The following is an 11266-nucleotide window of genomic DNA, read 5'->3' as shown; positions in this document are numbered from 1 at the left end:
CCCCTCAGAGCTTCATCAGGCTGGCGTCGTCGACCGAGGCCGAGTGGCGGGAACGGAACAGCGACACGATGATCGCGAGCCCGACCACGACCTCCGCGGCGGCGACGACCATCGTGAAGAACGCGATGATCTGGCCGTCGAGGTTGCCGTGCATCCGGGAGAAGGCCACGAACGCGAGGTTGCAGGCGTTGAGCATGAGCTCGATGCACATGAACACCACGATCGCGTTCCGCCGGATGAGCACGCCGGTCGCGCCGATCGTGAACAGCAGGGCCGCGAGATACAGGTAGTTGACGGGGTTCACTTCGACGCCTCCTCGGTCCGCCCGATGTCGCCGCTCCGCAGGTCGGGCCGCTCCAGACGGTCGGTGGAGCGCTGCTCAAGCGCCCGCAGGTCGTCCAGCGCCTCGTTCGACACGTCGCGGATCTGGCCGCGGTCACGCAGCGTCTTGTTGACCGTGAGCTCCGACGGGGTGCCGTCGGGGAGCAGGCCCGCGATGTCCACGGCGTTGTGCCGTGCGTACACACCCGGGGCGGGCAGCGGCGGCAGGTGCTTGCCCTCGCGCACGCGCTGCTCGGACAGTTCGCGCTGGGTCTTGGCGCGCTCCGTGCGCTCGCGGTGGGTGAGCACCATCGCGCCGACCGTCGCCGTGATGAGCAGGGCGCCGGTGATCTCGAAGGCGAAGACGTACTTCGTGAAGATGAGCCCGGCGAGGCCCTCCACGTTGCCGCCGGCGTTCGCCTTGCCGAGGCCGTTGAACTCCTTCATGGAGGCGTTCCCGATGCCCGCGAAGAGCAGCACCGCGAAGCCGAGGCCACACAGGAGTGCCAGCCAGCGCTGTCCCTTGATGGTCTCCTTCAGGGAGTCCGCCGCGGTGACGCCGACGAGCATGACGACGAAGAGGAAGAGCATCATGATCGCGCCGGTGTAGACGACGATCTGGACGATGCCCAGGAAGTACGCGCCGTTGGCCAGGTAGAACACCGCGAGGATGATCATGGTCCCGGCCAGGCAGAGCGCGCTGTGCACGGCCTTCCTCATGAGGATGGTGCACAGGGCGCCGATCACCGCGACCGTGCCGAGCACCCAGAACTGGAAGGCCTCGCCGGTCGAGGTCGAGTAGGCGGCGAGCTGCGTCATCGGCCGACCACCTTCTCCGAGGCGGGCTCGCCGTCCCCGAAGTCCGAGGCCGCCTCCTGCGGGGTCTCCCCCTTGGAGAGGGCGACCTGGGGCACGGTCCCGGGGGCGGCCTCGGTCACCAGGCCTCGGTAGTAGTCCTGCTCGTCCGTGCCGGGGTAGATCGCGTGCGGCGAGTCGACCATGCCCTCTTCGAGGCCGGCGAGCAGCTGTTCCTTGGTGTAGATGAGGTTCTCGCGGCTGCTGTCGGCCAGCTCGAACTCGTTCGTCATCGTCAACGCGCGCGTGGGGCACGCCTCGATGCACAGGCCGCACAGGATGCAGCGGGCGTAGTTGATCTGGTAGACGCGGCCGTACCGCTCGCCGGGCGAGTACCTCTCCTCGTCCGTGTTGTCCGCGCCCTCCACATAGATGGCGTCCGCGGGACAGGCCCAGGCGCAGAGCTCACAGCCGACGCACTTCTCCAGGCCGTCCGGATGGCGGTTCAGCTGGTGCCTGCCGTGGAAGCGGGGGGCAGTGGTCTTCTGCTGCTCCGGATACTGCTCGGTCAGCCGCTTCTTGAACATGGCCTTGAAGGTCACGCCGAAGCCGGCGACAGGGTTCTGGAACCCCTGATTCGATTGGTTCGAGTCGTGCGACTCCTGGTTCGACTCAGCCATCGGACGCCTCCTTTCCATCACTTCGGGTTCCGTCACTTTGAGTATCCGGTCCACCACTGACAATCAACTCCCGCTCCTGGCGCGAGCGTCGGCGCGGGACGGGTGGCAGGCTCTGGCCGGGCAGCGGCGGCACGGGGAATCCGCCCGCCATGGGGTCGAAGGCGACCGGCTTCTCCTCCTCCGCGGCGGCGGCTTCCTTCTCGCGTTTGTCGCGGAAGATGTCGACGACGACGGAGAGCAGCAGCAGCGCGATGACCCCGCCGCCGACGTAGAGCGCGATCGAGGTGAATTCGTAGTCCTCGTTCCGCATCGCCCTGACCGTGGCGACCAGCATCAGCCAGACCACGGAGACCGGGATCAGGACCTTCCAGCCGAGCTTCATCAGCTGGTCGTAGCGGACGCGGGGCAGCGAGCCGCGCAGCCAGATGAAGAAGAACAGCAGCAGCTGGACCTTGATCACGAACCAGAGCATCGGCCACCAGCCGTGGTTCGCGCCCTCCCAGAACGTGCTGATCGGATACGGCGCCCGCCAGCCGCCCAGGAAGAGCGTGGCCGACACCGCCGAGACGGTGACCATGTTGATGTACTCGGCGAGCATGAACATCGCGAACTTGATGGACGAGTACTCGGTGTTGAAGCCGCCGACGAGGTCGCCCTCGGACTCCGGCATGTCGAACGGCGCACGGTTCGTCTCGCCGATCATCGTGACGATGTAGATGATGAAGGAGACGGGGAGCAGCAGGACGTACCAGCGGTCCGCCTGCGCCTCCACGATCGCCGACGTCGACATCGACCCGGAGTAGAGGAAGACGGAGGCGAACGCCGCGCCCATCGCGATCTCGTACGAGATCATCTGTGCGCAGGAGCGCAGACCGCCCAGGAGCGGGTACGTCGATCCGGAGCTCCAGCCCGCGAGCACGATGCCGTAGATGCCGACGGAGGCGACCGCGAGGATGTAGAGCATCGCGATCGGCAGGTCGGTGAGCTGCATCGTCGTACGGTGGCCGAAGATCGAGACTTCGTTGCCCGCGGGCCCGAACGGGATCACCGCGATCGCCATGAAGGCCGGGATCGCCGCGATGACCGGGGCAAGGACGTAGACCACCTTGTCCGCGCGCTTGACGATCACGTCTTCCTTGAGCATCAGCTTGACGCCGTCCGCGAGGGACTGCAGCAGACCCCAGGGGCCGTTCCTGTTGGGGCCGATGCGCAGCTGCATCCAGGCGACGACCTTGCGCTCCCAGACGATGGCGAGGAGGACCGTCACCATCAGGAACGCGAAGCAGAAGACCGCCTTGAAGGCGACCAGCCACCAGGGGTCGCGGCCGAACATGGACAGGTCTTCCGCCGCAAGCGGCACCAGGGTGTGCGTCACGACGTCACCTCCGGGGCCTCAGTGGGCTCCGGCAGGACCGCCGGGCCGATGCGGACGAGGTCGCCGGGGCGGGCGCCGGTGTCCGACGTGACGCCTCCCCCGGTCGAGTTCAGCGGCAGCCAGACCACGCGGTCGGGCATCTCCGTGATCTGCAGCGGGAGTTCGGTCGTACCCGCCGGTCCGGCGACCGACAGGAGGTCGCCGTCCTTCACGCCCGCCTCCGCCGCGGTGGCCGCGGACACGCGCGCGCGGGCGGCGTGCCGCGTACCGGCGAGGGCTTCGTCGCCGTCCTGGAGGCGGCCCTGGTCGAGCAGCAGCCTGTGCCCGGAGAGGACGGCCTCGCCGGCGGCGGGCCGCGGCGGCTGGGTGCCGGTCTCCAGCGGATCGGTGGCGTGCGGCCCGTCCCAGCCGCCGAGCCGGTCCAGCTCGCGGCGCAGGGTCAGCAGGTCGGGCAGGCCCAGGTGGATGTCGCCCGCGTCGGCGAGCATGTGCAGCACGCGTGCGTCGGTGGGCGCCAGCCTGCGCGTCATCTGGTCCGGCTTCAGCGCGGCGTCGAACATCCGCGCCCTGCCCTCCCAGTTGAGGAAGGTGCCCGGCTTCTCCGCGACGGCGGCGACGGGCAGGACCACGTCGGCCCGGTCCGTCACCTCGCTGGGCCGCAGCTCCAGGGAGACCAGGAAGCCGACCTCGTCGAGCGCCGCACGCGCGCGTGCCGGGTCCGGCAGGTCGGCGACCTCGACGCCCGCCACCAGGAGGGCACCGAGCTCGCCGGTCGCCGCGGCCTCGATGATCTGTCCGGTGTCGCGGCCGTAGCGGTGCGGGAGTTCGGCGACGCCCCAGGCGGCCGCGACCTCGTCCCGCGCGCGCGGGTCGGTGGCCGGACGACCGCCGGGCAGCAGCGACGGCAGGGCGCCCACCTCGACGGCGGCACGCTCCCCGGCCCTGCGCGGGATCCACACCAGCCGGGCGCCGGTCGCCGTGGCGGCCCGCACGGCGGCGGTGAGTCCGCCGGGCACGGCCGCGAGCCGCTCACCGACGACGATGACCGCGCCCTCGGCGCGCAGTGCCTCGGAGGCGTCGGTGCCCGGAGCCTCCAGGCCGACGCCCGCGGCGAGCGCGTCAAGCCACTCCGTCTCGGTGCCCGGCGCCGCGGGCAGCAGGGTGCCGCCCGCCTTCTCCAGGCCACGGGTCGCGTACGGGGCGAGGGAGAAGGTGCGCTGGCCGTGCTTGCGCCAGGCCTTGCGCAGCCTCAGGAAGACGCCGGGCGCCTCCTCCTCGGACTCGAACCCGGCGAGCAGGACGGCGGGCGCCTTCTCCAGGAGGGCGTACGTGACGCCGGTCCCGTCGAGGTCCCTGCCCCGGCCCGCGACCCGCGCCGCGAGGAAGTCGGCCTCCTCGCTGCTGTGCACGCGCGCGCGGAAGTCGATGTCGTTCGTGTCGAGCGCCACGCGCGCGTACTTGCTGTACGCGTAGGCGTCCTCCACGGTGAGGCGGCCGCCGACGAGGACCCCGGCCCGGCCGCGCGCCGCGGCGAGACCATTGGCCGCGATCTCCAGGGCCTCGGGCCAGCTCGCCGGCTCCAGCTCACCCGTCGACGCGTTGCGCACCAGGGGCGTGGTCAGCCGGTCGGGGCGCTGCGCGTACCGGAAGCCGAAGCGTCCCTTGTCGCACATCCACTCCTCGTTGACCTCGGGGTCGTCCGCGGCGAGCCGCCGCATGACCTTGCCGCGCCGGTGGTCCGTGCGCGTCGCGCAGCCGCCCGCGCAGTGCTCGCACACCGAGGGCGACGACACCAGGTCGAAGGGGCGGGAGCGGAAGCGATACGCCGCCGAGGTCAGCGCGCCGACCGGACAGATCTGGATGGTGTTCCCGGAGAAGTACGACTCGAAGGGGTCGCCCTCGCCTGTGCCGACCTGCTGGAGGGCGCCGCGCTCGATGAGCTCGATCATCGGGTCGCCCGCGACCTGGTTGCTGAAGCGGGTGCAGCGCGCGCAGAGCACGCACCGCTCACGGTCGAGCAGCACCTGGGTGGAGATCGGCACCGGCTTCTCGTACGTCCGCTTTTTGCCCTCGAAGCGGGTGTCCGAGTCGCCGACCTGCATCGCCTGGTTCTGCAGCGGGCACTCGCCGCCCTTGTCGCAGACGGGGCAGTCCAGCGGGTGGTTGATGAGCAGCAGCTCCATCACACCGCGCTGCGACTTCTCGGCGACGGCCGACGTCAGCTGCGACTTCACGACCATGCCGTCGGTGCAGGTGATGGTGCAGGACGCCATCGGCTTGCGCTGGCCCTCCACCTCGACGATGCACTGGCGGCAGGCGCCCGCGGGGTCGAGCAGCGGATGGTCGCAGAACCGCGGGATCTCGATGCCGAGCAGCTCGGCCGCCCGGATCACCAGCGTCCCCTTGGGGACGCTGATCTCGATGCCGTCGATGGTCAGCGAGACGAGATCCTCGGGCGGAACCGCCGCCTCCCCGCCCCCGGAGGGAGCGTTGTTGGTGGTCACTGTCATGCGTTCACCTGCGCGCTTTCAGCGGGCCGGTCGGCCCAGAGAGTCGACTTGGCCGGGTCGAAGGGGCAGCCCTTGCCGGTGATGTGCTGCTCGTACTCCTCGCGGAAGTACTTGAGGGAGGAGAAGATCGGCGAGGCCGCGCCGTCGCCCAGGGCGCAGAAGGACTTGCCGTTGATGTTGTCGGCGATGTCGTTCAGCTTGTCGAGGTCGGCCATGACGCCCTTGCCGGCCTCGATGTCGCGGAGCAACTGCACCAGCCAGTACGTTCCTTCGCGGCAGGGCGTGCACTTGCCGCAGGACTCGTGGGCGTAGAACTCGGTCCAGCGGGTCACGGCCCGCACGACGCACGTCGTCTCGTCGAAGCACTGCAGCGCCTTGGTGCCGAGCATCGATCCGGCGGCGCCGACGCCCTCGTAGTCGAGGGGGACGTCGAGGTGCTCGTCGGTGAACATCGGCGTCGACGAGCCGCCCGGCGTCCAGAACTTGAGGCGGTGTCCGGCGCGCATGCCGCCGCTCATGTCGAGCAGCTGGCGCAGCGTGATGCCGAGCGGTCCCTCGTACTGTCCGGGGTTGGTGACGTGCCCGCTCAGCGAGTAGAGCGTGAAGCCCGGGGACTTCTCGCTGCCCATCGACTTGAACCAGTCCTTGCCCCGATTGAGGATCGCGGGAACGGACGCGATGGACTCGACGTTGTTCACGACAGTGGGGCACGCGTAGAGGCCCGCGACGGCAGGGAAAGGGGGACGCAGTCGCGGTTGGCCGCGGCGGCCTTCGAGCGAGTCGAGCAGTGCGGTCTCTTCACCACAGATGTACGCACCCGCGCCCGCGTGCACGGTGAGTTCGAGATCGAGTCCGCTGCCCAGCACGTTCTTCCCGAGGTAGCCCGCCGCGTACGCCTCGCGGACGGCCTCGTGCAGCCTCCGCAGGACGGGGACGACCTCACCCCGCAGATAGATGAAGGCATGCGACGACCTGATCGCATGACACGCGATGACGATCCCCTCGATGAGGGAATGCGGGTTCGCGAAGAGGAGCGGGATGTCCTTGCAGGTCCCCGGCTCCGATTCGTCGGCGTTGACAACTAGATAGTGCGGCTTGCCGTCTCCCTGCGGAATGAACTGCCACTTCATTCCGGTGGGGAATCCCGCGCCGCCCCTGCCCCGGAGGCCGGAGTCCTTCACGTAGGCGATGACGTCGTCCGGGGCCATGGCGAGCGCCTTGCGCAGGCCTTCGTACCCCTCGTGTCGTCGGTAGGTCTCCAGCGTCCAGGACTTCTCCTCGTCCCAGAACGCCGAAAGGACCGGTGCGAGCAGCTTCTCCGGGCTGGTCTCGTTGTCGATCTCGGCTGCCAAGGTCATCACTCCCCCTCCTCGGCGGCGGGCCCTGCCGGGTGCGCCGGGTCGGACGCCGAGGTCTCCTGCGGTGCGTCGTGCGAGCTGAGGTGCTCGGCGGGGGCCTCGTCCTGCGGGCCTCCCGTGCGGGGGTGGACCACGCGCGGCTGCGGCTCCTCGCCCTTGGCCAGGCGGAGTCCGATGAGCGACGCGTGGCCCGCGCCGCCGCTCGCCTCGACGGCGCCGGGCCGCTGGTCGGGGAAGCCCGCCAGGATCCGGGCGGTCTCCTTGTACGTGCAGAGCGGCGCCCCGCGCGTGGGCTCGACCGGGACGCCCGCGCGCAGGTCGTCGACGAGCTGCTTCGCGGACTCGGGGGTCTGGTTGTCGAAGAACTCCCAGTTGACCATCACCACGGGGGCGAAGTCGCAGGCGGCGTTGCACTCGATGTGCTCGAGAGTGACCTTGCCGTCCTCGGTCGTCTCGTCGTTGCCGACGCCGAGGTGCTGCTTGAGTTCCTCGAAGATCGCGTCGCCGCCCATGACGGCGCACAGCGTGTTGGTGCAGACGCCGACCTGATAGTCGCCGGACGGCTTGCGCCGGTACATGGTGTAGAAGGTCGCCACGGCCGTGACCTCGGCGGTGGTCAGGCCCAGCATCTCGGCGCAGAACCGCATGCCCGTGCGCGTGACGTGGCCCTCCTCGGACTGCACCAGGTGCAGCAGCGGGAGGAGGGCGGACCGGGAGTCCGGGTAGCGCGCGATGACGTCCTTGGCGTCCACCTCGAGGCGGGCCCGTACGTCGGCCGGGTAGTCGGGGGCGGGGAGTTGGGGCATGCCCAGGCTGACGCCCGTGCCCTGTTCCGAAGGAGTGGTGGTCACCGGTCGACGCCTCCCATCACGGGGTCGATGGACGCGACGGCGACGATGACGTCGGCGACCTGGCCGCCTTCGCACATGGCCGCCATGGCCTGCAGGTTGGTGAAGGACGGGTCGCGGAAGTGGACCCGGTAGGGGCGGGTGCCGCCGTCGGAGACGACGTGCACGCCGAGTTCGCCCTTGGGCGACTCGACCGCCGTGTACGTCTGGCCCGGCGGGACCCGGAAGCCCTCGGTCACCAGCTTGAAGTGGTGGATGAGGGACTCCATGGAGGTGCCCATGATCTTCTTGATGTGGTCGAGCGAGTTGCCGAGTCCGTCGGGGCCGAGGGCCAGTTGGGCGGGCCAGGCGATCTTCTTGTCCTCGACCATGACCGGTCCGGGGGCGAGCCGGTCGATGCACTGCTCGATGATGCGCAGCGACTGCCGCATCTCCTCCAGGCGGATCAGGAAGCGCCCGTAGGAGTCGCAGGTGTCGGCGGTCGGGACGTCGAACTCGTAGTTCTCGTAGCCGCAGTAGGGCTGGGACTTGCGCAGGTCGTGCGGGAGTCCCGCCGAGCGCAGGACCGGGCCCGTGGCGCCGAGGGCCATGCAGCCGGCGAGGTCGAGGTAGCCGACGTCCTGCATGCGGGCCTTGAAGATGGGGTTCCCGGTGGCGAGCTTGTCGTACTCCGGGATGTTCTTCTTCATTGTCTTCACGAACTCGCGGAGCTGGTCGACCGTGCCGGGGGGCAGGTCCTGGGCGAGTCCGCCGGGCCGGATGTACGCGTGGTTCATGCGCAGGCCGGTGATGAGCTCGAAGACATCGAGAACGAGTTCACGATCCCGGAAGCCGTAGATCATGATCGTCGTGGCGCCGAGCTCCATGCCGCCGGTGGCGATGCACACCAGGTGCGAGGAGAGGCGGTTGAGCTCCATGAGGAGCACGCGGATGACCGACGCGCGGTCCGGGATCCGGTCCTCGATGCCGAGGAGCTTCTCGACCCCGAGGCAGTACGCCGTCTCGTTGAAGAACGGCGTCAGGTAGTCCATGCGCGTGACGAACGTCGTGCCCTGCGTCCACGTGCGGTACTCGAGGTTCTTCTCGATGCCGGTGTGCAGGTAGCCGATGCCGCAGCGGGCCTCGGAGACGGTCTCGCCCTCGATCTCCAGGATGAGCCGGAGCACACCGTGCGTGGACGGGTGCTGGGGGCCCATGTTGACGATGATGCGCTCGTCGTCGGCCTTGGCCGCCGACTGGACGACCTCGTCCCAGTCGCCGCCGGTGACCGTATATACGGTCCCCTCGGTCGTCTCGCGGGGGGAAGCGTGGGAAGTTCCCTGAGTGGCAGACATCAGCTGTACGACCTCCGCTGGTCCGGAGCCGGGATCTGGGCGCCCTTGTATTCGACGGGGATGCCGCCGAGGGGGTAGTCCTTGCGCTGCGGGAAGCCCTGCCAGTCGTCCGGCATCATGATCCGCGTGAGCGCCGGGTGGCCGTCGAAGATCAGGCCGAAGAAGTCGTACGCCTCGCGCTCGTGCCAGTCGTTGGTCGGGTAGACCGCGACCAGTGAGGGCACGTGCGGATCGGCTTCGGGGACGCCGACTTCGAGCCGGATCAGCCGGTTGTGGGTGATCGAGCGCAGGTGGTAGACGGCGTGCAGCTCGCGGCCCTTGTCGCCGGGGAGGTGCACGCCGCTCACGCCCGTGCAGAGCTCGAAGCGCAGGGCCGGGTCGTCGCGCAGGGTCCTTGCCACGCGGACGAGGTGCTCGCGTTCGATGTGGAAGGTGAGCTCGCCGCGGTCGACGACCGTCTTCTCGATCGCGTTCTCCGGGACGAGGCCCTGCTCCTCGAGGGCGCCCTCGAGTTCGTCGGCGGTCTCGTCGAACCAGCCGCCGTAGGGGCGCGAGGAGGCGCCGGGCAGGGTGATGGTCCGTACGAGCCCGCCGTAGCCGGACGTGTCGCCGCCATTGTTGGCGCCGAACATGCCCTTGCGTACGCCGATGACCTCGCCGGCCTCGTCGCGTGGCGCGGGGACGCCGTTGCCGTTCAGGTGCTCGTCGTGGGCGTCGCTCACCGCAGCAGCCCCTTCATCTCGATGGTGGGGAGCGCCTTGAGGGCCGCCTCCTCCGCCTCACGGGCAGCTTCTTCCGCGTTCACGCCGAGCTTGGTGTTCTGGATCTTCTCGTGGAGCTTGAGGATCGCGTCCAACAGCATCTCGGGGCGCGGCGGGCAGCCGGGCAAATAGATGTCGACCGGGACGACATGGTCGACTCCCTGCACAATGGCGTAATTGTTGAACATTCCACCCGATGACGCGCAAACACCCATGGAGATGACCCACTTGGGGTTGGGCATCTGGTCATAGACCTGGCGGAGCACCGGCGCCATCTTCTGGCTCACCCGGCCCGCCACGATCATCAGGTCGGCCTGGCGCGGTGAGCCGCGGAACACCTCCATGCCGAAGCGCGCCATGTCATAGCGCCCGGCACCGGTCGTCATCATCTCGATGGCGCAGCAGGCGAGGCCGAACGTGGCGGGGAAGACGGAGGACTTCCGCATCCAGCCCGCGGCCTGCTCGACGGTGGTCAGCAGAAACCCGCTCGGCAGCTTCTCTTCGATTCCCATGCTCTTTGACCCCTCAGACCCTTAGTCCCATTCCAGGCCGCCGCGCCGCCATACGTACGCGTACGCAACGAAGACGGTGAGCACGAAGAGCAGCATCTCCACGAGCCCGAAGATCCCCAGCGCGTCGAAGGTGACGGCCCAGGGATAGAGGAAGACGATCTCGATGTCGAAGACGATGAAGAGCATCGCCGTCAGGTAGTACTTGATGGGGAATCGCCCGCCGCCTGCCGGCGTCGGCGTCGGCTCGATGCCGCACTCATAGGCCTCTAGCTTTGCGCGGTTGTACCGCTTTGGACCGATAAGCGTGGCCATGACCACGGAGAAGATCGCAAAGCCTGCCCCGAGGGCTCCCAGCACGAGGATGGGCGCATAGGCGTTCACGCTCCTCGCTCCTCTCAGTCGGCACTGACTGTTGGCGGTTGCGTCGGACGGCGCCCTGCTCCCCATCGAAGATCGCTTACATGTGAAGCAGGTCACAAGCCCAACTGCCCCGCATCCTATGCCCGGCGGTCTGTGATCTGCGACACGGGGTACGACAACGGCTTTGTGATCTCCACCACCTGACGAAGGATCATGAAGTCGGATGAGCGGTGATCTTCGTACGCGAAGCGCCTGAGTGATCACTAGAGGTGACATCTCAGCGCGTCATCGCTGGTCGAGGACGTGTCGCACTATCAAGCGATGGCACCTGCAAGCAAATTGGCGCTGGACGGGATCGCTTGGTAGTGGAGCCGCGTTCACACTTTGGCGGCAGGGGTGTGGACACATGTGG

Annotated in this window: 11 protein-coding genes; all 11 read right to left on the bottom strand. The window is 68.7% G+C overall.

Annotated elements, in window-relative coordinates; translation table 11 throughout:
* Window positions 1-4 precede the first annotated feature (4 nt).
* Genes nuoK through DEJ49_RS21495 form a run of 11 tightly spaced genes read right to left on the bottom strand, consistent with a single transcriptional unit; the run spans window position 5 to window position 10875 of the window.
* Window positions 5-304, bottom strand: coding sequence for an NADH-quinone oxidoreductase subunit NuoK (nuoK, locus tag DEJ49_RS21545; RefSeq protein WP_003974374.1), 300 nt, complete (start codon window positions 302-304; stop codon window positions 5-7).
* Window positions 301-1140 (bottom strand): NADH-quinone oxidoreductase subunit J, encoded by an 840-nt coding sequence (locus DEJ49_RS21540; protein ID WP_150185685.1) that lies wholly within the window; start codon window positions 1138-1140, stop codon window positions 301-303. Before DEJ49_RS21540 ends, nuoK begins: the two co-directional genes overlap by 4 nt.
* Window positions 1137-1796, bottom strand: coding sequence for an NADH-quinone oxidoreductase subunit NuoI (nuoI, locus tag DEJ49_RS21535; RefSeq protein ID WP_150185684.1), 660 nt, complete (start codon window positions 1794-1796; stop codon window positions 1137-1139). The genes DEJ49_RS21540 and nuoI overlap by 4 nt, the downstream gene beginning before the upstream one ends.
* The gene (nuoH, locus tag DEJ49_RS21530) at window positions 1789-3129 is read right to left on the bottom strand and encodes an NADH-quinone oxidoreductase subunit NuoH (RefSeq protein ID WP_223833207.1); all 1341 of its coding nucleotides are present in this window, start codon (window positions 3127-3129) and stop codon (window positions 1789-1791) included. Before nuoH ends, nuoI begins: the two co-directional genes overlap by 8 nt.
* 38 nt (window positions 3130-3167) lie before the next feature.
* A complete protein-coding gene (locus tag DEJ49_RS21525) occupies window positions 3168-5681 on the bottom strand; it encodes an NADH-quinone oxidoreductase subunit G (protein ID WP_150185683.1) in 2514 nt (837 codons plus the stop codon).
* Window positions 5678-7039, bottom strand: a complete 1362-nt coding sequence (gene nuoF, locus DEJ49_RS21520) for an NADH-quinone oxidoreductase subunit NuoF (RefSeq protein ID WP_150185682.1) — start codon at window positions 7037-7039, stop codon at window positions 5678-5680. Before nuoF ends, DEJ49_RS21525 begins: the two co-directional genes overlap by 4 nt.
* Window positions 7039-7890, bottom strand: coding sequence for an NADH-quinone oxidoreductase subunit NuoE (gene nuoE / locus DEJ49_RS21515; protein ID WP_150185681.1), 852 nt, complete (start codon window positions 7888-7890; stop codon window positions 7039-7041). The genes nuoF and nuoE overlap by 1 nt, the downstream gene beginning before the upstream one ends.
* Window positions 7887-9221 carry an NADH-quinone oxidoreductase subunit D gene (locus DEJ49_RS21510; RefSeq protein WP_150185680.1) on the bottom strand — a complete coding sequence of 445 codons (1335 nt, stop codon included), beginning with the start codon at window positions 9219-9221 and terminating at the stop codon, window positions 7887-7889. The genes nuoE and DEJ49_RS21510 overlap by 4 nt, the downstream gene beginning before the upstream one ends.
* Window positions 9221-9943, bottom strand: a complete 723-nt coding sequence (locus tag DEJ49_RS21505) for an NADH-quinone oxidoreductase subunit C (protein WP_150185679.1) — start codon at window positions 9941-9943, stop codon at window positions 9221-9223. The genes DEJ49_RS21510 and DEJ49_RS21505 overlap by 1 nt, the downstream gene beginning before the upstream one ends.
* A complete protein-coding gene (locus DEJ49_RS21500) occupies window positions 9940-10494 on the bottom strand; it encodes a NuoB/complex I 20 kDa subunit family protein (RefSeq protein ID WP_150170935.1) in 555 nt (184 codons plus the stop codon). Before DEJ49_RS21500 ends, DEJ49_RS21505 begins: the two co-directional genes overlap by 4 nt.
* A gap of 21 nt (window positions 10495-10515) precedes the next feature.
* Window positions 10516-10875, bottom strand: coding sequence for an NADH-quinone oxidoreductase subunit A (locus tag DEJ49_RS21495; protein WP_003992243.1), 360 nt, complete (start codon window positions 10873-10875; stop codon window positions 10516-10518).
* Window positions 10876-11266 lie beyond the last annotated feature (391 nt).

Source organism: Streptomyces venezuelae (assembly GCF_008642335.1).
Lineage (GTDB): Bacteria > Actinomycetota > Actinomycetes > Streptomycetales > Streptomycetaceae > Streptomyces > Streptomyces venezuelae_F.
The sequence above is the reverse complement of the archived record's forward strand: the minus strand, read 5'-3'. Positions and strand labels throughout refer to the sequence as shown.

Bases quoted from the DNA above. Each gene is read 5' to 3' on its own strand.
- DEJ49_RS21540 (WP_150185685.1), bottom strand. From the start codon at position 1,140: ATGACGCAGCTCGCCGCCTACTCGACCTCGACCGGCGAGGCCTTCCAG.
- nuoI (WP_150185684.1), bottom strand. From the start codon at position 1,796: ATGGCTGAGTCGAACCAGGAGTCGCACGACTCGAACCAATCGAATCAG.
- nuoH (WP_223833207.1), bottom strand. From the start codon at position 3,129: ATGTTCGGCCGCGACCCCTGGTGGCTGGTCGCCTTCAAGGCGGTCTTC.
- DEJ49_RS21525 (WP_150185683.1), bottom strand. From the start codon at position 5,681: ATGACAGTGACCACCAACAACGCTCCCTCCGGGGGCGGGGAGGCGGCG.
- nuoF (WP_150185682.1), bottom strand. From the start codon at position 7,039: ATGACCTTGGCAGCCGAGATCGACAACGAGACCAGCCCGGAGAAGCTG.
- DEJ49_RS21510 (WP_150185680.1), bottom strand. From the start codon at position 9,221: ATGTCTGCCACTCAGGGAACTTCCCACGCTTCCCCCCGCGAGACGACC.
- DEJ49_RS21500 (WP_150170935.1), bottom strand. From the start codon at position 10,494: ATGGGAATCGAAGAGAAGCTGCCGAGCGGGTTTCTGCTGACCACCGTC.